The organism is Bacteroidales bacterium, from assembly GCA_035342335.1.
Taxonomy (GTDB): domain Bacteria; phylum Bacteroidota; class Bacteroidia; order Bacteroidales; family JAGONC01; genus JAGONC01.
In genome coordinates this window covers 37,868-57,715 of the sequence record DAOQWY010000005.1, presented here as the reverse complement: position 1 = coordinate 57,715, position 19,848 = coordinate 37,868, and the positions used below count along the sequence as shown (strand labels likewise).

Below are 19,848 nucleotides of genomic sequence, written 5' to 3'. Positions count from 1 at the left end.
ATCACACCGTCTTTCTGTACCGGTTGATGGCCAGGGCAGTGAATCCGGTTGCAATCGCCGTCAGGGCATAGATTTCCATGCTAATGTCATGAAACGTGGATCCTTTGAGCAAGACCATCCTGTTAATTCGCATCACATAAACGACGGGATTGATCAGGTCAATCTTCTGTGCCCACGCCGGCATGCTCTCCAGCGGTGTGAAAACACCGCTCATCAGGATAAAAACGATCATGAAAAAGAATGCGGTGAACATGAATTGCTGCTGGGTACTTGAAAAAGTGGAGAGCAAAAGGGCAAGCCCGAGAACGGACACCAGGAAAATGGCCGAACAAAGAAAAAGAAGGGCCACATTCCCTTCAAACGGTATGTTGAAAGCCAGCTTTCCCAGCGCCAATCCCAGGGCAAGGTCCACCAGACCTATGACCAGAAAGGGTACCATTTTGGCAACGATGAACTGATACTTTTTCACCGGGGTAACATTGATCTGCTCAATGGTGCCGCTCTCTTTTTCCTTGACCAGGTTAAGTCCTGCCAGAAGGAATCCTATGGCCAGTACCAGTATGCCAAGGATTCCCGGCAGCATATAGTATTTGTAATTGAGCATTTCGTTGTACCAGTACCTGTTGGTGACCTGTATCTGGGGTATGGATGGTAAATTCCCCATGCCTGCGGTTTCAGCGATGATGTTTTTGTTGTAATCACCGATCACCCCATTCAGGTATGCCCACGAAAGCTGGGCACTGGAAGCATTGATCGCATTGGCCGAGACAAATATGCTGACGGGATTCCCTTGGCCGGTTTCTTTTCCGAAGCCGTACGGTATCTGCACAATGGCATCGCATTTATCCCTGCTCAACAGGTCGTTGGCTACTTCTTCAGAGAATGTTGAATACCTGACCCTGAAAAAAGTTGACCCCTCCAGTTGACTTACCAGCCCTCTTGATTCGGTGGTCAAATCCCTGTCAACAATGCACAGCCTGACATTTTTGATTTCAAAGGTCACAGCAGGGACCAACACCAGCATTTGAACGATCGGGATGGCAAAAATGGCCTTCCCGATGAATTTATCCCTGAAGATCTGAAGAAATTCTTTCCTTATCAGGTACAAGATCGTCCTCATTCTTTATTCTCCTGATTTACTGCAACCTTATTTTGAAATTTCTGACAGCCAATCCGATGAATGCCAGTGTAAAAAGAACAAGTATCAGTGTTTCTTTCCAGACATTAAGAAAACCCGTCCCTTTGATCATGATGTTCTTGATGATCACGATAAAATAGCGCGGGGGTAAAATGGAGCTGATCCATCCGTATACGTTCGGCATATTCTCGATGGGGAAGATGAACCCGGAAAGGAGGATTGTCGGAAGCATCAGGCCCACCAGCGATATAAAAATGGCCTGCTGCATGGTTTTCGACACCGTCGAAATCAAGATGCCCAGTGAAAGGCTCATCAGGATATAAAGCATCGCTTCCGCGAGAAGCAGGGCCAGGCTTCCCTTTACCGGCAAGTCAAAGACCAGCCAGGAAAGCAATAAGATGATGATCACATCGGCAAAGGAAAGGATAAAATACGGAATGACTTTACCCAGAATGATCTGGAACGGCCTCATGGGGGATACGAGCAGGACCTCCATCGTCCCGAATTCCTTTTCACGTGTAATGGTAATGGATGTCATCAGGGCACAGATCAGGATCATGATCAGGGTGATGACCCCCGGCACGAACATGAACTGGCTTTTGAGGGAAGGATTGTAGAACATCCTCACTTCGGGCTGCACCAGAAAGGTCCCCGCAGCGGAGCTCCCTGCCAGCTCAAGGTTGAAAGCGCTTACGATTGCCGTTATTGAATTTGTCGTAAGGGTTGCCATGTTAGGCTCCGAACCGTCGGTGATGATGCTGATGGCCGCTTTGCCCTCGGCAGTAAGCTTCCGGCTGAAATTCTCCTCAAAGATGACCACTGCCTTGATTTTACTACCCCTGAGCACTTTATCTACATCACGATAGCTCAACAGGTTTTCATCCCTGGTGAATAATCCTGATGAACAAATTTTGTCGGAAATTTTCAGAGTCATTTCATCCCGGGAAAGATCAAGAAAGGCAATCCGGGCATTTTCCAGGTCAGTTCTCACCACGAATCCGAACAGCAGTATCTGGGCTGCAGGGATCCCGAATAGGATGATCATCGTGCGGTAATCCCTGAAGATATGCAGGAACTCTTTCTTGACAAACCCGATGAATCGTTTCATAGCTCAGTTCTTTGTGGGACGGGCTATTTTTATGAACACTTCCTCCACCGAATCCACCGCATAGTGCTTTTTCAAGCCAGCTGGCGTATCCAGTGCCACAATCCTGCCTTCGCTCATGATGGAGACACGGTCACAATATTCGGCTTCATCCATGTAATGTGTGGTGACAAAGACCGTGATGCCCCTGGCTGCCGTTTCATAGATCATCTCCCAGAACTGACGCCTGGTTATGGGATCAACCCCGCCAGTGGGTTCATCGAGAAAGACAATTTTCGGTTCGTGCAGAACCGCCACTGAGAAGGCGAGTTTCTGTCTCAATCCAAGAGGCAGGGCGGAGATCATCCTGTCACCGTATTCTCCAAAATCCAGCTTTTGCAGGAGCATCGCGGTTCTTTCCTTGATCAGGTTCCGTTTCATCCCATAGATGCCACCGTAAAGCATGATGTTCTCCCTGACCGTCAGATCCTCATACAGCGAAAACTTCTGGCACATGTAACCGATGTTCTTCTTTATCTTCTCGGGATGTCTCTTTGCATTGAATCCTGCGACAATGACATCGCCCGAGGTGGGTTCCAACAATCCTGATAGTATCCGGATGGCGGTCGTCTTACCTGCTCCGTTCGCACCCAGGAAACCAAAGATCTCACCTTCAAAGACCTCGAAATTCAGGTGATCATTGGCAACGAAGCTTCCAAACTTCTTCACCAGATCCCGAACCGATATGACCTTGATTTTTTTCATTTTTCTACCATACTGGAATCCCTACGGGATTCTCCCATATCTTTATCCTTTGTGCCTTTGTGCCTTATGCCTTATGCCTTCCCTCCATCAACTCCAGAAACCTGTCCTCAATCCCAGCCCGGATTTCACGGATCGTTACATCCTGGATGCCCATTTTGTTCAGATAGGAATGGATCGCATCGTCAAAATCATCATCTTTAAACGTAATATGTACGGCGTCTCCGAAAGGGTAAGCGGTGTTGATTCCCGGATGACTCCGCAGGGCATTGATCAGCTTGTATTTTCCCGGTGCCTGAACACTGAAGAGCTTTCTGCTGAATCCGTCCCTAATTTTTTCCGGTGGGTCAACGGATAGGAGCTGTCCATCCTGGATCAGCGCCACTCTGTCGCACTGCATGGCCTCATCCATATAAGGGGTTGATACAATGATTGTTATATTATACGGCCTCAATTTTTTCAGCATCTCCCAAAATTCCGAGCGTGACACAGCATCAACTCCGGTGGTAGGCTCATCCAGGACAAGCAAGTCCGGTTTATGGATCAGCGCACAGGATAAGGCAAGCTTCTGCTTCATGCCGCCCGATAATTTTCCTGCAAGCCTCTTTTTAAAAGGTTCAATGTGCGAATAAATGTCACGGATAAGATCGTAGTTCTCCTGAACGGTGGTCCCAAAGACCGTCGCATAGAAATTCAGATTTTCCTCAACTGACAGATCCAGGTAAAGGCTGAATCTCCCGGGCATATAACCAATGTTTTTGCGGAGTTCCCTGAAGCCGGTCCTGCAATCGAGTCCCATCACGGTGGTTTCTCCCTCATCAGGAAGAAGCAGGGTGGTCAGGATCCTGAAAAGTGTTGTTTTACCGGCTCCGTCGGGACCGATAAAACCGAAGATCTCGCCTTTGCTTACATCAAATGAGATATCGTTCAGGGCTTTGACTGCACCGAATGACTTGGTTAACTGTCGGACCGAAATGAAACTGTCTGTTGACATGGATCCAATTAAAAATTCACTTCCCCTGGCATGCCGATTTTCAGGTAGCCATCATTTTTGACCAGCACCTTTACGGCGTAAACCAGGGTTACACGTTCTTCCTTTGTCTGAATGATCTTGGGCGTAAACTCAGCCCTGGAAGATATCCAGCTGATGGTGCCTTCATACTTTTTGAAATCTTTCCTGCTGCTGTCGATGAGTACGTCAACCTTCTGTCCGAGTTTGATCTGTGAAAGCTGTGTTTCGCTGACATAAATCCTGATGAACATATGCTCCAGATCAGCAATTTTGTAAAGCGGCCGGCCCTGGGATGCCATTTCAAAAGGTTCGGCGTATTTGGTAAGCACGGTGCCATCGACCGGATTGACGATCTTGCACTTACGGAGCTGATCCTCAACGATCGCCTGCTGAATCTCCACCGTACTGCTTTGTTCCGTCAACGTATTGGTACTGGTTGTCAGGACGCTTTTCTGCGCTTCTATTTTTGAGCGAAGGATATCGATCCGCGTATTGGCATCATCCAGTTGCTTTTGGGATGCGACCTCACCTTTTACAAGATTCTCAATACGGTCCCTGTCATCCATTGCATTGGTCAGCTCTTTCCGGAGGGATTCCAGCTGGGTCTTGATATCGGGCCTGCCCGACAGGATCGCCTTACGGTTTTGCTCCAGCTGTAATTTCGACAGATAGAGCTGTGTGCTGTCAATATGGCCGACCAGTTGACCTTGCTTCAGCAATTCACCTTCCCTGATGTCAAACGCGAGGATTTTCCCATTTGCCTCTGCAGAAACCATGGTCTCAACTGCTTCAAAATTACCTGCAGCATCGAATTCATGATTTTGGTCATTGCAGGAAATCACAAGCAAACTGATAACTGGAAATAATATAAACCTGTATTTCATAATCAGAACGTTTATTAGGTTTTAATCAATGACCGGTTTTTATTTTGTAGTCATAAAGGCTCATGAGCAGTTGCATTTGATGCAATGCCCGTGCGCTTCTGGCTTCACTTTCCTTGTTGATGGCGCTGATCAATTCATTCATCGAACAAATGCCGTTGTCGTATTTCAGCTGATAACCGTTTTTGATCTTGCCCCTCAATGATACCATTTCATCATCATTGCCGAGGATGGCATTTTGTTTTTCGATTTCGCTTGAGAGCTGCATCAATTGCAGATGGTTGTTGAACAGGAACGTTTCCTGCTGGTTGGTGATCAGGTCCATTTTCAGCTGATTGAGTTTTTTATTGTTTGATAATTTATATAATCCTGCGGTATTCCATGATACGCTCAATCCTGCAAGAGCCAGCGATGATAAGGTTTCCGTGGCGAAACTCATGCCGGGCTCCATTAAAATTCCGGCACCCATCAATCCAAATTTCGGCATGACACTGACCTTGTCAAATGAAGATGTTGCTTCGATCAGCTTTAGCTGGCTGGAAAATACGGTCAACTCGGGCCTGCTTACGGTCAACGACGCGTAAGATTCCACAGCCAGTGGCGTTTCCAGTTGTACACTGTCCGGGAGTTCGGTACCCATCATGAAGGCAAGCATATCCACATATCCCTTCCGTGCGAAATTGAATTCAATTTGCCTCTGGCCGGCATTCAGCAGTTCGGTCCTCACCTCATCCACATCTGTCTGGTAAGTCAATCCCTGTTCCTTGGTCAGCTTGGCACTGTTCAAGCCGCGAGCCAGGTTGTCGTTCAGGATGGAAAGCTGCCTGAGTTGCTCATCGATCAGTAATATTCCGAAATACAGCTGATTGACACGTTCACGAACTTCATAAATGGAGACATCTGCATTTGCGCTTTCAGCTGCAGCATTTGCTGTAGCTACCTCTTTTTGTGTACGGGTAGCTCCGCCATCCCAGATGGTTTGCTGGATCTGGCCGATGCCAATGAATTGAAAATCGTGTTCTTCAGCAGGTTCCATCATTGGGATATCAATGCTCGGCAATCCACTGATGATGTAGGCACCGATCCCTGTAATGCTTATCTGGGGAAGATAGGCTTTATGGGCGTTTGAAATCGTATACTCTTTTGTTTTTTCAATGAGGTCATATTGCCTGATCAAGGGATAGTTCCTTTCGGCCAGAAAATAACAGCTGTCGATGTTCAGAACGGTCGCTGATTGTGAGAAAGAAAAAGATGAACACAGGAGTAAAATACTCATAGCCAAAAGTCCCGGGCTTGCGTCCGCCGGTCCTTTTGAATTTCTTTTTCGTTTTATCATTTTCTCTTTTTTATATACAATGACAGAATAATACGGGTTCTTGTTTTTTAACGCAAAAATTACAGATTTCGATCCGGTTCCCTCAGCTTTTAATTCTCAGAGATAGGATATTTTTCTCACCCTCAAATTTGTACTCAACACTTTCCGACCGTGCCCTGATCAGCCTTAATCCTATTTCATCCTCCAGCGTGCCATCCGCAAGTGGATTGACAGGTGCACCGGCGCTTTCACAGACCATTTCAAGGTTGCCGTCCTTTTCAGAAAAATGGAGGTTCAGGCTAAGATCCGTATAATCAGATTGAATTCCAAGCACCTCTTCTGCAATATGCACCAGAACGTCTTTTGTCTTTTGAGGCAGCATATGCTTGTCGCAGAATGCCTCCAGATCAGCCTGCAGGTGGTACAGGTCATAATCCCTGCTGGAAATGGCATAGTGCCAGCTGCGGATCCGGTGGATGAAAGCCCTGGTCTTCCCTTTCTGTGGATTTTCAAAGATCTGCTCCGGCGGGCCCTCTTCATAGATGATCCCTTCATCCATATAAAGGACACGGCTTGAAATGTTCCTTGCAAACCCCATCTCGTGCGTAACGATCACCATGGTGATGCCTTCCTTCGCCAGGCGGCGGATCACAGCGAGTACTTCACTGACCATCGTCGGATCAAGGGCTGAAGTGGGTTCATCGAAAAGCAGGATCTCCGGTTCCATGGCCATACAGCGGGCAATGGCCACGCGCTGTTTCTGCCCGCCGGACAGTTCGTCCGGAAAACTGTTCGCCTTTTCCGTCAAACCCACCAGCTTGAGCAGTTCCATCGCTTTTCTGCTGGCTTCCAACCGTTTCATGCCCCGCAATTTGACCGGCCCAAGGGTCAGGTTCTCCAGCACTGATAAATGGGAGTACAGGTTGAACGACTGGAAGACCATGCCCATCTTCTGCCTGAGTTTTGGGACATCCGTCTTACTGCCGAGCAAGGGGATCGCGTCGATCAGAATGCTTCCCCCCGTTGGGGTCTCAAGCAGGTTAAGGCAACGGAGGAAGGTGCTTTTCCCGGATCCGGAAGGACCAATGATGGTAATGATCTCACTTTTCCGGATTTCTACATTGACATCACGCAAGACAACCAGGCTGCCAAAATGTTTTGAAAGATTTCTGACGATGATCATACCCTTACCTCCACTTCTTTCCTTAAGCGTTTTCGTTTAGGATCTACCGAGATTTCCACCCGGCTCAGCGCCCAGGTCAACAGCCAAGCAATCAGCAAATAGATGACTGCTGCCATGATGAGCGGGAAAAAAGCATCAAAGGTGCGGCTTCGGATAATATCGCTTGCTTTGGTCAGATCCTGGACAGCCACATAACCGACGATGGAGGTCATTTTTACCATTGAAATGAACTCTCCCTTGTAAACCGGGAGCACCTGGCGCAATGCCTGGGGCATAATGATATGGATGAAAGTTTGAACTTTGGAAAATCCGGATGCAATACCTGCTTCCTTCTGCCCCCTGTCGATGCTCTGGATGGAGGTCCGGAACATTTCCGACACGTACGCACCGAAATTGATGCCGAAGGCAATGATGGCAGCAATCACCGGATTGATGTTCACTGAAGCAAAGATGATGTAAAAAATGATCATCAGCAGCACCAGCACAGGGGTACCCCGTATCAGGGTTATAAACAGGCCGGCGATACCGGAAAGGATTCTTTTCTTCGACATTCTCATAAAACAGATAATCCCACCCAGCAGGGTGCCCAGGATAGCTGAAAAGAGGGAGATAATCACCGTGGTTTTCAACCCATTCAGGATCAGCAGATACCTTTTTTCCAGAACCATGTTATCGTGAAAGCTTTCGGCCATCTTGCCCAGGAAGGATTTGCCGGTCTCACCGGCATCTTCATCCCGGTAGGCCGACAGGTTCTTTTTCAAGGCGATCAACGTGGCCCCGGAACGATGGTATGGGTCAGAAAAATCAATTCTTTTTTCCCTTTCTTCCGTGATCATCATCGTAGCCGTGATGAGATCTATTTTACCGGAGGAGATGGCAGCGATCAGGCTGCCGAATGGCATATCCACCGGGATGTATTCCTTTCCCAGATAAGCAGCAAACCGTTTCCCGAGCTCAATGTCGAACCCGGTGATTTCTCCTTCCTGGTAAAGTGAGAACGGCATTCCCAGGTCACCGACCACACCTGCCCTCAATGAGCCGGAAGAAGACGTTAGGATGATATCCGGCATTTCTTTCACTCCTTCATCGATCCAGCGGCTGGTCATATCGTCATAGATGCCATTGGTTTTGATGGTCTGAAGGAATGCATTGAAATGCTCCCTTAGCGTATCATTTTCCTCGTTAAAGCCGGCAGCGATTCCTGCAAAAAACACATCCTGCGCCAGGATTCCCAGGTCCGGATTTTCATTCAGAATTTCAGGCAACGAAATATGGTCATAAAAGGTCACATCAGCCTTGTCAGTCTTCAAAGCGGTCAGAATATCGGTAACATTTTGATACTGAAATACTTTTGCTTCAGGATAGGTCTTGTTCACATATCCATCGTAGATGGAGCCAAGCAGAACGGCGATCCGCTTATCCCTGATGTCGTCAACTGTTGTGAATTTTCCGACAGCAATGGCTTTTTCGTTTAGGAGCTGCCCTTTGACAAGCGCAGCTATACCACTGGGGTAATAACTTTTGGAGAAAAGCACTTTTTTTGCCCTTTCTTCCGTGATGGACAGTCCGGCGCCAATCATATCCACCTTGCCGGCAATAAGGGCAGGCAACATGGCACCGAATTCCATATCGACGATCTCCAAACGTTTGTTCAGTTTCTTTGCAATGCGGGCGGCAAATTCGATGTCAAATCCGACGACTTCATGACTGGCATCAACGAACGACATGGGTTCAGTGACGGCTGCTGTTCCGAACCGAAGGACCCCATCCTGTCCGTCCCATTCGATCAAAGGCATGGGCGAAGGATCACCGTGCCCCGGGAACCAACGCTGCATCATGTCATCATAAATGCCATTGGATTGAAGCTCTGCCAGCACGTCATCCATGGCCGTTTTCAGCCCCTGGTTTTCCAGCTGGACCGCAAAACCGTACTGATCATCAAACAGCATCTCCGGTAAGACCACCAGTCCGTCGTTCTTGGCCGCTATGTTCTGCAGGATGGGTTTGTCGTACACGGCTGCATCAGCTTTGCCGGTTTTGACTGCCAGAGCGCAATCCAGCACCGTATTGAAATACTTGATCTGAGCATCCGGAAATCTCTTCAGCACAAACTGGTCCGCCACAGTCCCCGTCGGAACGGCAAACGCCTTTCCTCCCTCCAGCATCGAAAGATCAGTAATGGTTGTCGTTTTTTTCTGACACGATACCAGTACAAGAAAACAGAAAATAACACCAAAGATACCCGTCCGACCCATAAAATGAATTTTGCGACAAGTTACATTAAAATTCAACTACTGACCATTAATTTAATGCCGCCATAGATGCAACGGCCAAGATGCTCGGCAAAATGACCATAGATTTCTCTGCTGATGGTGTCCTTTGCACGTTCGGGATGCAAGATCACCCGATTCTGGCCGCCGGATTGCTGTAATACGATAAAAGAGAAAAGGACCAGCCCGGATAATCTGAAAATAAAAGAGTTACTCTTCATCGAATTCAAATTTGAAATTTGCTCTTTGCTTTTTGATAGTTGATTTTATATCACACCCGCAGAAAAATCTTCTTTTGGTAAAGAAAATACAGGAGCATCCATTCAAGCGTGAGAAGTCCCATTGAGAGGATCACGGGGCTGAAATCACCAAATAACCGTTTGAGTCCGCCCACCAGAAAATCGCTGGTGTTCCTGAAGTTGATCATCCGGACAGCGAGATAGATCGTGATGGAGTTCATCCCGATCACTCGCAGGAAGAAAGACCATTTCTCACCTTTCCACACATCTACCAGCAGGTAGAATAATGCCAGCAGCACCAGGCTGATGACTGCGGTCAGCAGGTCAAATGTGCTCGTCCAGGCAGCCTTGATGAAGGGATAAACCGGGGAAAGAAACCTGGCTGCAGCGATCAGGATGCCACCCGAGGCAGCCAGAAAAATTGCATTCCTATAGGGTGTAAAACGCCCGGAGCGAAGTAAAAAGCCAGCCATGGATCCGATCAGTACCACAGAAGCTGCTGAAATGATGCACAGTATGCCTTCCGGGTCGAATACCTTCCCGTAAAGCGTACCCGGTAAAATCAAACGATCGATATAGCCATTGATGCACCCTTCAGGCGTAAGCATCCCCGCCCCGGCTCCCGGTACAGGCACGGCCAGCTGGAGCAGGGCTATCCCGGCCAGAATGCCAAGAATCCAAAGACCACGGACCCATATTTTTTGTGAATATACCACGATGAGCGCGGCAATCAGGTAAGCAAGCCCGATCTGCCCCAGCACCGATGGGTACCGCTGTGTGGCAAAATGAAATTCAAGGATTCCATTGTATAGGAATCCCAGCAACACCAGGATCAAAGCCCGTTTGATCACCTTTTTGGCAAGTTTTGCTTTGGGTTCGCCCTGCTCCAGTTTTCCGGTTATTGCGTAAGGGATCGCTACACCCGATATAAACATGAATAGCGGAAAGACCAGGTCGTAGGCATGAAATCCGATTCCGCTTTATTGATGGTATTTTCATCTTTAATCTTTGCTTTTTGATTTTTGATCTTTTTCAGTTGAATCCTCTTATTTTTGCAAACAATGAATTTAGAGCTCTTCATCGCCAATCGCATCGTTGCACGAGGTGAACCGGGATTCGCCCGGCCCATCACCCGAATCACCATCTTCAGCATTGTGCTTGGACTGGCTGCGATGATCGTATCGATGGCCATCGTTACCGGTTTCCAGCAACAGATCCGCGACAAGGTCATTGGCTTCGGGTCACACATCCAGATCACCCGCTATGACTCCAACGTTTCCTATGAACCGGAAGCGGTAGAACTGGAGCAAACTTATCTTGACCGGATCAGGGAAATCGATGGAGTTCAGCATGTTCAACCCTTTTCCATCAAGGCTGGCATCATGAAGACGGAAGACCAGATGGAGGGAGTGGTGCTGAAAGGTGTGGGGAGTGACTTTGACTGGTCATTTTTTGGCGGCCGAATGACTGAAGGAACGATTTTCCGGGTGAGTGACACGGGTAAAACAGATGCGATCATTCTTTCCAAAAACCTGGCTTCACGTCTTGAATTATCGGTGGGACAGGAAATCCGGATGTATTTTATCATCGATAACACTACCCGCGGTCGCAAATTCCGCATTTCAGGCATCTACGAAACAGGATTGGAGGATTTTGACAACACCTACGTGCTGGGAGATATCGGTCACATACAAAAACTCAACAACTGGACTCCGGGACAGGTTTCGGGATATGAAATCATGATCAATGACTTCAGGGATCTGGACAAGATTACCCAGACTGTCTATAATGAGATCCCTTATGACCTGGATGCCATGAACATACGGCAACTTTATCCCCAGATGTTCGACTGGCTGGAATTGCAGGATACGAACGTTGCCATCATCCTGGTGTTGATGGTGCTTGTGGCTGGGATCACCATGATATCCACCCTGTTGATCCTCATCCTGGAGCGCACCAATATGATCGGTATCCTGAAAGCACTGGGTGCTACCGACTGGAGGGTCAGAAAAATCTTTCTCTATAATGCACTATATCTGATCGGCAAGGGTTTGCTGTGGGGAGACATCCTTGGGCTTGGCCTTTGCCTTGTTCAGAAGCATTTCGGCCTGATCAGGCTTCCCCAGGAATCTTATTATGTGTCGGTAGTGCCCATAAACCTGGACCCGGTACACATAGTTTTGCTTAACCTTGGAACGTTGATCATCTGTTCATTGATGCTGATCGTGCCTTCGTACATCATTGCCCGGATCATGCCGGCGAAAGCGATACGGTTCAATTGAGAGGAGAAAGGAGAAAGGAGAAATGAGAAATGAGATATTCGATTTTAATCAGCCTGATTCTCGTGCTTGGTTTCTGCAAGCAGCAGGTTTCGCAGACTTACGATACGCTACCTGTTACGCATCCTGAACTGAGGGTCGGTGCGGAGCGGACGGAAATATATTTCCCTGAACTGGATGGGAAACAAGTTGCCTGCGTGGCCAACCAGACCTCCATGATCGGGAAGGTACACCTCGTGGACAGCCTTGTCAGGGCTGGCATTCGTGTCGCAAAAGTCTTTGCGCCCGAGCACGGCTTCAGGGGTCTGCAGGCCGCAGGAGAAGACGTCAGCAATCAGATTGACCGGAAGACAGGCATCCCAATCGTATCGCTGTACGGGAACCGGAAGAAACCTGCCCCCGACGACCTGAAAGGTATCGGGGTGGTTTTGTTCGACATTCAGGATGTTGGAGCACGATTCTATACCTATATTTCAACCCTGACTTACGTCATGGAGGCGTGTGCTGAGAACGGGATCCCCTTGATTGTGCTGGACAGGCCGAATCCCAACGGGGACTATGTAGACGGCCCTGTGCTCGAAAATGGATACGAATCCTTTGTGGGATTGCATCCGGTGCCTGTTGTCCACGGGATGACCGTGGGAGAATATGCACAGATGGTCAACGGGGAAGGATGGCTTCGCAATGGCATCAGAGCCGCACTCAACGTGATTCCGGTTGAAGGATACACCCATTCCACACGCTATTCGCTGCCTGTCGCGCCATCGCCCAACCTTCCGAACGACACGGCCGTCTGCCTCTACCCATCGGTCTGTTTTTTTGAAGGTACCGTGGTCAGCGTTGGCAGGGGGACCGACCATCCCTTCCAGGTGATCGGTCACCCCTATTTCCTGCTTGGCAGTTATCTGTTCACCCCTGAAAGCAGGCCAGAAGCTCTGCATCCGCCCTATGAAGGGCAGCATTGCTATGGAGCAAGCCTTACAGGCTCCTTTGAGGTCTGTCAGAGATCCCGCCAGCTAAACCTGTTGTGGCTGATCCATCATTATGATTACTGGGACAAGCAGGTGAAGGACCGGGGAAGCTTTTTCAGCGATTATTTCGATAAACTGGCAGGCAACTCCACCCTCAGGCAGCAGATCACGGAACGAAAAACCGAAGAACAGATCCGCTCCTCCTGGCAGGAAGGCCTAACCAAATTCAAATCCATCCGCCAGAAATATCTCCTTTATCCTGAATAAAAAACAGTCAAATCATTAAAAATGTATTTCTCCTCTCTCCTCTCTCCTCTCTCCTCTCTCCTCTCTCCTCTCAGCTCCGGTGTATCCCGCACTCCCTGTGTCCATCGGCTTCCCACCACCACCGTCCCGCCCGGATATCCTCGCCCGTTTCAACAGCACGCGTGCACGGCTGGCAGCCTATGCTGGGAAAGCCTTTGTCATGGAGGGGATTGTAAGGGATCCTGTACCGGCGGAGATGGTCCCATACCATTTCTGAAGTCCAGTAAGCCAAGGGATTGACCTTGAATAAACGATAGTGTTCATCCCACTCCACCACTAACGTATCTTTACGGGTAAAGGATTGCTCACGCCGCAGTCCGGAGATCCAGACGTCTTTACCCCGGAGAGCCCGCTTCAGGGAGTCAGTTTTGCGTATTTCGCAACACAGTTTCCTGTTTTCAACACTATCGTAAAATAAGTTGATCCCCTTTTCCCGGACCATTTTTTCAACTTTGCCCGCATTCGGGAAAAATACGTGGATCCTGATGGCATACCGGACTTCCGTGATATGCAGCAAGTCGTAAGTTTCTTGAAATAATCTCCCTGAATCGAGTGTGAAAATATTCGCTTTCTTATCCATAGAAGCGATCAGGTGAGTGATCACCTGATCTTCAACACCTAAACTGGTAGAGAAAGTAACCTTTTCCGGAAAAGTCTTTATAAAATAAGAAAGAACCTCCTGTGCGGAAGCATTTTGAAATTTAGCATTGAGTTGTCGAATACGTTCCGCTATGTCTGAAGAATTATTCAATACTTTAAAATCCGGATTAAAATCCCGTGGGGCAGTAAAATTAAAAAATATTACCTGGTAACAGAATGTTCGTTTGCCTTTTTGTTAAATAAATGTTAAAAAACTGATTTGTAATTAATTATCGCTTATTTTTGATTAGACTAATTAAAAATTATAATGAGTCCCAGGAATCGTACGCCGCGTCAGATTCACTGCACTTAAATCCTGACTCTATGCTTACTGAATCTACTTCTTTTAAAAGATGCATTCTCACAGTCGTTTCAATGCTTTTACTGTACCTTTTACTTAGTACGGGTATCAACTCACCAAAGGGTTTCGGGCTGTCAAAAAAAATATTGAGTGATACTTCTCTCCTGTCTGATCAATGGAGTAGATCTCTGGATAGCCTTCATCATGATGAAATAGTCAAAGGAATTCAGTCACCGACAGTTAGCTTTATTAATGATAAAAACCAGGTCCAGATTGATCGTCTTATCAGGGAAAAAGAAATTCAGGCACACAGAATGCATCGGCAAAAGGCCATGACCTATGGAGTATGCATCATAGGAGTATTATTACTGTTACTCATCATTGGTATGTTCCATCGCAATAATTACATTCGAAGGACAAAAAAAATCATTGAAAATGAAAAGGCACTATCCGAAAAACTGCTTCTAAACATTCTTCCGGAAGAAACAGCAAAAGAACTGAAGAATTACGGCTATTCCATCCCAAAACATTATACGATGGTTTCTGTCCTATTTGCTGATTTTCAGAATTTTACTAGAATAGCTGAAAAGCTGACACCTCAGCAGTTAGTCGAAAAGCTCAATCTGTTTTTTATGACATTTGATCGTATCATTGATGCACACAATCTCGAAAAAATAAAGACCATAGGGGATGCCTATATGTGCGCCGGGGGTATTCCCGAATCAAATACCACCAATTCTGTCGACATTGTCAAAGCTGGATTGGAAATCAACCAATACATGGAAAATATTCGAATGAAAAGTGAACTGCCGGAAGAGGATCGTTGGGAATTACGCATAGGCATTCATACCGGACCTGTGGTAGCTGGTGTAGTAGGCAAAAACAAATTCGCCTATGACATATGGGGTGATACGGTCAATATCGCTAGCTGCATGGAATCAAGTGGTGTGGCAGGAAAGGTCAATATATCCGGTTCTACCTATGAATTGATCAAGGAAGAGTTTATCTGTATTTACCGTGGTAAGATCCATGCCAAAAACAGAGGGGATATTGATATGTATATTGTTGAAGGGCTGGTTGCTGACGACCGGCTACATAGTGCTGTACACCCCCGCCTCCATCAGCTCCGGATTCAGTCGTGATTGCGATATCACCAGCCGGATCCGGTGAGCCTTAACCGGTGCGAACCTGAGAAGCCGCTGATACCCCACCGTTGTCCCTTGGCAGATCCTTTGCCAACGCTCACCCTGCCACACCTCCAGGTAAAACTGTTCGATCCGCTGCCCCGCCCGGATATTTTCCCGAAGCTGCAGAACATCAAAAAGCTGAGGCTCCTGAAGCGTGATTTCAATGGTGGCTGTAGTTTCAGCCGGATCGGCTGACCAATAGGTGTCGGGATTCCCATCCGTCAGAAAACGTGCTTCGAAGCCTTCTATTTCACTTGAGGAAGATACGGCGGCTCCCGCCAAAAAATTTGATTCAAAAATACGGTCAAGTAACCTCCGCATACCTTCCAGGCTCTGAATATCGGGATCACTGATCTTGCCCCGTCTGTCGGGTGGAATATTGAGCAGCAGCACGGAGTTGCGGCCCACGGAGTTGAAATAGATGTCCACCAGTTGCTGCGGCGTCTTCACCAGGCTATCCTGACCGGCATGGTAGAACCACCCTGGCCTGATCGAAACATCCGCTTCAGAAGGATACCAGTACAGAGTCTTTGCTTCCAGGAGCCTTTCCCTGCTGCCCAGATCATCGGCCATCCGATCACCGGGTATGAACATCTCATCCGCCGTAAATGTATTGTTTTCGGACAGGGAATCAACCGGCTGGATGACATCCGGAATCACACTCCATTCTGTCTCCCTACCGACACCTGATTCAGTGCCCACCCAGCGCACGTCAGGTCCAAAACCAAAGATGACGGCATTGGGCTGCAGTTCCCTGACAACCCGGTAATAGGATGGCCAGTCATATACCTGCCGTTTGCCATTGGGTCCCTCCCCACAGGCGCCATCGAACCATACCTCGGAGATCTCACCATAATTCGTCAACAGCTCCCGAAGCTGGTTACGGAAAAATTCGTTGTACACCGGTGAATCACCATAGGATGCTTCGTGGCGGTCCCAGGGCGACAGATAAACACCGAACCTGATCCCCGCCTCCTGGCAGGCAGCGGCAACCTCAGCCACCATATCTCCTTTTCCATTCTTCCAGGAACTGTTTTTGACCGAATGTTCCGTAACCCTGCTGGGCCAAAGGCAAAATCCATCGTGATGCTTGGCCGTGAGAATCAGCATTTTCATGCCCGCCCCTTTGATCACGTTCACCCACTGCCGGGCATTGAAATCAGAAGGATCGAACAACATCGGAGCCTCCTTGCCGTCTCCCCATTCCCGGTCGGTGAAGGTATTGATGCCAAAATGGGTAAAAGCAGTGAACTCGTTCTGCTGCCAGGTAAACTGCCGTCCGGTCGGGGCAACGCTGGCTGCTTTACGGATGATGTCTTCCTGGGTATCATGTGGCTCGATAAAAAAATAATTGGGAGCAGAACTGAGAGTATCGCCATGGGAAAAGGCCCGCTGTCTCAGGGTATCCATACCCGTCAAGTCACTTATTGGTTTGCCGGTAATCACCTCGAAATGGCAGTTGAATTGCCATCCGTGGATTTTTTCGTATCCGCTGGAGGCGAAATCGATCCACGTGCAACAGAACAAAGTGGTTATTATGAATATGATTTTCATACTGGTTTTTTCGCTAAAATAGAATTTTCTCACTATTTATGATCAGGATAATATTATGACCAGGGTACCAAAATACCTCTAAATCGTAGTAAGTAGTATCTTATCCACTTCATCCGCGATACTCCGTGTCATCCGTGTCATCCGTGTTCCATCACTGATAGAACGCGGACTACACGGAAGACGCAGATTTTCACGGAAATAATATTAGAATTATTACAAATAATCCCTGTTTGTGTACCCAATCCTAAAAAATGGGTATGTTTGTACAAGCTTCAAGTCATAAGAAATATTTATCATTCTTACTATTTCATGCTTCATCCTTCATTCTTCATAGTGAAATTTAAATCCGATTGGAGCTGAACAGTTACATTGAATCTTCACCTATTGCAAATTAAAAATGCCCAGTTTTGTCATCACCGATAAATGCGACGGATGTAAATCCCTTGACCGCACCGCCTGCCAGTATATATGCCCCAACGACCTGATGGTCCTGAACACGGATTTGAATAAAGCATACAACCGTGCACCCGAGATGTGCTGGGAATGTTACAGCTGCGTGAAAATTTGCCCGACACAGGCCATCGAAGTGAGGGGTTACGCGGATTTTGTGCCTCTTGGCGCCGTAGTGCAACCTCTGCGTGGAACAGATGCCATCCTCTGGACGGTCAAATTCCGGAATAACACGATAAAACGTTTTCGTTTTCCGATCAGGACCACCCCGGAAGGTTCCATCACTCCTGACGCCGGATTCGACACAGGAACCACTGATCTGAAAAGCCCTGTGCTGCGCACCGAACCATCCTCTCTGGGAACGAACGATCTATCCACACTTTAAACGATGAGCAGATGGAGAATTTCGAAACGATTGTGGTTGAAACCGACCTGCTGATCCTGGGAGGCGGCATGTCGGCCTGCGGAGCAGCCTTCGAAGCTGCACACTGGGCAAAGCAAAATGGTTTGCGCGTTACGCTGGTGGATAAGGCTGCTATGGACAGGAGCGGAGCGGTGGCCATGGGACTCTCGGCCATCAATATGTACATCGGGCTGAAAGAAGGCAGGAACTCCATAGCCGATTACGTCAGGTACGTTAAAAATGACCTGATGGGTATCGTCAGGGATGACCTGGTGGCAAACATCGCCCGTCACGTGGATTCATCCGTGCATCTGTTTGAAAAATGGGGTCTACCGATCTGGATGGATCCGGATGGAAACTATGTCAACGAAGGCCGCTGGCAGATCATGATCAACGGGGAATCCTACAAGACGATCGTGGCAGAAGCAGCGAAAAATGCGCTGTACGAGTTGGGAGACAAAGGTTCCTATTATGAAAGGATCTTCATCACCGAGCCGCTTCTTAAAGAAGGACGCTGTGTGGGGGCTGCTGGTTTCAGTGTCAGGGAGAATAAATTCTACGTTTTCCATGCCAGGGCTGTTCTTACCGCCATGGGGGGAGCTGTCCACGTCTTCCGGCCGCGTTCGGTTGGCGAAGGGCTTGGCCGATCGTGGTATCCGCCTTTTAATTCAGGGGCCAGTACCTATTTCACCCTTCGCGCCGGAGCAGAGCTGACCTGTCAGGAGGTTCGCTTCATACCGGTAAGGTTCAAGGATGCATACGGACCCGTCGGAGCATGGTTCCTCCTGTTTCAGGCCGAAGCCAGGAACGCATTGGATGAGAATTATATGGCCACCCGCACGTCAGAGCTGCAGAAATGGGCTCCATACGGGCTCTCCAAGCCGTTGCCGGCCAATCTCCGCAATTACCTGATGCTGCTTGATATCCGCGATGGGAAAGATCCCATATACATGCGCACGGACGAGGCCATTAAGAACAGAGTGGCTAAAATCATCGATGAGAAAGAGGCACGCAGGGAACTGAAAAAACTGGAAAACGAGGCCTGGGAGGATTTCCTTGACATGACCATCAGCCAGGCTCTGCTGTGGGCTTCGGAAAATATCTCCCCTGAAGAAAAACCTTCTGAGATAGCGGCGTGTGAACCCTATTTCATCGGCAGCCACTCCGGTGCCTCCGGCGCATGGGTCAGCGGCCCGGAAGATATGGCTCCTGATCCCTACAAATGGGGATACGGCCAGATGACCACCGTTGCCGGACTGTTTGCCGCAGGAGATGCTTCCGGGGCTTCAAGCCATAAGTTCTCCTCCGGCTCCTTCACGGAAGGCCGTATTGCTGCCAAAGAAGCCATTCGCTACTGTACCGATAATAACCTGCACACAGGAATGAATGAAGAGGAAATCCGGCAACTGAGGGATGTCATCCTTAAACCGCTGGCTCTTTACGAAGAACATAAAAACTATACCATCGATCCGGAGGTCAACCCCAGGTACCTGAAACCGAAATCCTTCATGTTCAGGCTGCAGAAGATCATGGATGAATATGCCGGGGGAGTGAGTGCGCAGTTCAGAACTTCCGGGGCCATGCTCCAAAGAGGACTCGAACGCCTTGCAATGCTGAAGGAGGATGCAGACAGCCTGGCAGCTGAAAACCTTCATGAACTGATGCGGTGCTGGGAGAACATCCACCGCCTTGCCCAGGCAGAAACGCATATCAGGACGATGCTGTACCGGCAGGAAACACGGTGGCCGGGATACTATTTCCGGACCGACTTCCCGGAAATGAAAAACGACTGGCGCTGCTTTGTGAACTGCCGCAGGGATCCCTCAACGGGTGAATGGAAAATGATCCGGCGAGAAGTGATCGATATGCTCTGA

The 19,848-nt window shown here is 48.3% G+C and carries 17 protein-coding genes; 5 read left to right on the top strand and 12 right to left on the bottom strand.

What is annotated here, in order from left to right; translation table 11 throughout:
• Nucleotide 1 precedes the first annotated feature (1 nt).
• The 10 genes from PKI34_03960 to PKI34_03915 all read right to left on the bottom strand — a co-directional run bounded on the left by PKI34_03960 (nucleotide 2) and on the right by PKI34_03915 (nucleotide 10,837).
• Nucleotides 2-1,120 carry an ABC transporter permease gene (locus PKI34_03960; protein ID HNS16960.1) on the bottom strand — a complete coding sequence of 373 codons (1,119 nt, stop codon included), beginning with the start codon at nucleotides 1,118-1,120 and terminating at the stop codon, nucleotides 2-4.
• Between the two features lie 16 nt (nucleotides 1,121-1,136).
• Nucleotides 1,137-2,246, bottom strand: a complete 1,110-nt coding sequence (locus PKI34_03955; GenBank protein HNS16959.1) for an ABC transporter permease — start codon at nucleotides 2,244-2,246, stop codon at nucleotides 1,137-1,139.
• A 3-nt stretch (nucleotides 2,247-2,249) separates the two neighbouring features.
• Nucleotides 2,250-2,987 carry an ABC transporter ATP-binding protein gene (locus PKI34_03950; GenBank protein HNS16958.1) on the bottom strand — a complete coding sequence of 246 codons (738 nt, stop codon included), beginning with the start codon at nucleotides 2,985-2,987 and terminating at the stop codon, nucleotides 2,250-2,252.
• A gap of 64 nt (nucleotides 2,988-3,051) precedes the next feature.
• Entirely contained in the window at nucleotides 3,052-3,978 is a 927-nt protein-coding gene (locus PKI34_03945) for an ABC transporter ATP-binding protein (protein ID HNS16957.1), read from the bottom strand.
• A gap of 8 nt (nucleotides 3,979-3,986) precedes the next feature.
• Nucleotides 3,987-4,880 (bottom strand): HlyD family efflux transporter periplasmic adaptor subunit, encoded by an 894-nt coding sequence (locus PKI34_03940; protein ID HNS16956.1) that lies wholly within the window; start codon nucleotides 4,878-4,880, stop codon nucleotides 3,987-3,989.
• A 25-nt stretch (nucleotides 4,881-4,905) separates the two neighbouring features.
• Entirely contained in the window at nucleotides 4,906-6,213 is a 1,308-nt protein-coding gene (locus PKI34_03935) for a TolC family protein (GenBank protein ID HNS16955.1), read from the bottom strand.
• Between the two features lie 82 nt (nucleotides 6,214-6,295).
• Nucleotides 6,296-7,375 (bottom strand): amino acid ABC transporter ATP-binding protein, encoded by a 1,080-nt coding sequence (locus PKI34_03930; protein HNS16954.1) that lies wholly within the window; start codon nucleotides 7,373-7,375, stop codon nucleotides 6,296-6,298.
• Nucleotides 7,372-9,630: an ABC transporter substrate-binding protein/permease gene (locus PKI34_03925; GenBank protein HNS16953.1), complete on the bottom strand. Its 2,259-nt coding sequence runs from the start codon at nucleotides 9,628-9,630 to the stop codon at nucleotides 7,372-7,374. Before PKI34_03925 ends, PKI34_03930 begins: the two co-directional genes overlap by 4 nt.
• A 32-nt stretch (nucleotides 9,631-9,662) precedes the next feature.
• Entirely contained in the window at nucleotides 9,663-9,866 is a 204-nt protein-coding gene (locus PKI34_03920; protein HNS16952.1) for a hypothetical protein, read from the bottom strand.
• 50 nt (nucleotides 9,867-9,916) lie between these two features.
• Nucleotides 9,917-10,837: a DUF5009 domain-containing protein gene (locus PKI34_03915; protein HNS16951.1), complete on the bottom strand. Its 921-nt coding sequence runs from the start codon at nucleotides 10,835-10,837 to the stop codon at nucleotides 9,917-9,919.
• 108 nt (nucleotides 10,838-10,945) lie between these two features.
• Between PKI34_03915 and PKI34_03910 the strand changes: the two genes are divergently transcribed.
• Together PKI34_03910 and PKI34_03905 are read left to right on the top strand one after the other, a co-directional pair.
• Nucleotides 10,946-12,166, top strand: coding sequence for an ABC transporter permease (locus tag PKI34_03910; GenBank protein HNS16950.1), 1,221 nt, complete (start codon nucleotides 10,946-10,948; stop codon nucleotides 12,164-12,166).
• Nucleotides 12,167-12,195: 29 nt separating this feature from the next.
• Complete coding sequence (locus tag PKI34_03905) at nucleotides 12,196-13,401, top strand: DUF1343 domain-containing protein (protein ID HNS16949.1); 1,206 nt, start codon at nucleotides 12,196-12,198, stop codon at nucleotides 13,399-13,401.
• Nucleotides 13,402-13,471: 70 nt separating this feature from the next.
• On the opposite strand, the gene PKI34_03900 is transcribed toward PKI34_03905, so the two are convergent.
• Nucleotides 13,472-14,191: a phosphoadenylyl-sulfate reductase gene (locus PKI34_03900; protein ID HNS16948.1), complete on the bottom strand. Its 720-nt coding sequence runs from the start codon at nucleotides 14,189-14,191 to the stop codon at nucleotides 13,472-13,474.
• 212 nt (nucleotides 14,192-14,403) lie between these two features.
• Between PKI34_03900 and PKI34_03895 the strand changes: the two genes are divergently transcribed.
• Nucleotides 14,404-15,522, top strand: coding sequence for an adenylate/guanylate cyclase domain-containing protein (locus PKI34_03895; GenBank protein HNS16947.1), 1,119 nt, complete (start codon nucleotides 14,404-14,406; stop codon nucleotides 15,520-15,522).
• Here PKI34_03895 and PKI34_03890 read toward each other — a convergent pair.
• Entirely contained in the window at nucleotides 15,472-17,121 is a 1,650-nt protein-coding gene (locus PKI34_03890) for an alpha-L-fucosidase (protein ID HNS16946.1), read from the bottom strand. The genes PKI34_03895 and PKI34_03890 overlap by 51 nt on opposite strands.
• A gap of 397 nt (nucleotides 17,122-17,518) precedes the next feature.
• On the opposite strand from PKI34_03890, the gene aprB reads away from it, so the two are divergent.
• Entirely contained in the window at nucleotides 17,519-17,956 is a 438-nt protein-coding gene (gene aprB / locus PKI34_03885) for an adenylyl-sulfate reductase subunit beta (GenBank protein ID HNS16945.1), read from the top strand.
• 11 nt (nucleotides 17,957-17,967) lie between these two features.
• Complete coding sequence (gene aprA / locus PKI34_03880) at nucleotides 17,968-19,848, top strand: adenylyl-sulfate reductase subunit alpha (protein HNS16944.1); 1,881 nt, start codon at nucleotides 17,968-17,970, stop codon at nucleotides 19,846-19,848.

What these genes read in the sequence shown, in the direction of transcription:
- PKI34_03960 (HNS16960.1), bottom strand. Translation starts at nt 1,120, where the DNA reads ATGAGGACGATCTTGTACCTGATAAGGAAAGAATTTCTTCAGATCTTC.
- PKI34_03955 (HNS16959.1), bottom strand. Translation starts at nt 2,246, where the DNA reads ATGAAACGATTCATCGGGTTTGTCAAGAAAGAGTTCCTGCATATCTTC.
- PKI34_03950 (HNS16958.1), bottom strand. Translation starts at nt 2,987, where the DNA reads ATGAAAAAAATCAAGGTCATATCGGTTCGGGATCTGGTGAAGAAGTTT.
- PKI34_03945 (HNS16957.1), bottom strand. Translation starts at nt 3,978, where the DNA reads ATGTCAACAGACAGTTTCATTTCGGTCCGACAGTTAACCAAGTCATTC.
- PKI34_03940 (HNS16956.1), bottom strand. Translation starts at nt 4,880, where the DNA reads ATGAAATACAGGTTTATATTATTTCCAGTTATCAGTTTGCTTGTGATT.
- PKI34_03935 (HNS16955.1), bottom strand. Translation starts at nt 6,213, where the DNA reads ATGATAAAACGAAAAAGAAATTCAAAAGGACCGGCGGACGCAAGCCCG.
- PKI34_03930 (HNS16954.1), bottom strand. Translation starts at nt 7,375, where the DNA reads ATGATCATCGTCAGAAATCTTTCAAAACATTTTGGCAGCCTGGTTGTC.
- PKI34_03925 (HNS16953.1), bottom strand. Translation starts at nt 9,630, where the DNA reads ATGGGTCGGACGGGTATCTTTGGTGTTATTTTCTGTTTTCTTGTACTG.
- PKI34_03920 (HNS16952.1), bottom strand. Translation starts at nt 9,866, where the DNA reads ATGAAGAGTAACTCTTTTATTTTCAGATTATCCGGGCTGGTCCTTTTC.
- PKI34_03910 (HNS16950.1), top strand. Translation starts at nt 10,946, where the DNA reads ATGAATTTAGAGCTCTTCATCGCCAATCGCATCGTTGCACGAGGTGAA.
- PKI34_03905 (HNS16949.1), top strand. Translation starts at nt 12,196, where the DNA reads ATGAGATATTCGATTTTAATCAGCCTGATTCTCGTGCTTGGTTTCTGC.
- PKI34_03895 (HNS16947.1), top strand. Translation starts at nt 14,404, where the DNA reads ATGCTTACTGAATCTACTTCTTTTAAAAGATGCATTCTCACAGTCGTT.
- PKI34_03890 (HNS16946.1), bottom strand. Translation starts at nt 17,121, where the DNA reads ATGAAAATCATATTCATAATAACCACTTTGTTCTGTTGCACGTGGATC.
- aprB (HNS16945.1), top strand. Translation starts at nt 17,519, where the DNA reads ATGCCCAGTTTTGTCATCACCGATAAATGCGACGGATGTAAATCCCTT.
- aprA (HNS16944.1), top strand. Translation starts at nt 17,968, where the DNA reads ATGGAGAATTTCGAAACGATTGTGGTTGAAACCGACCTGCTGATCCTG.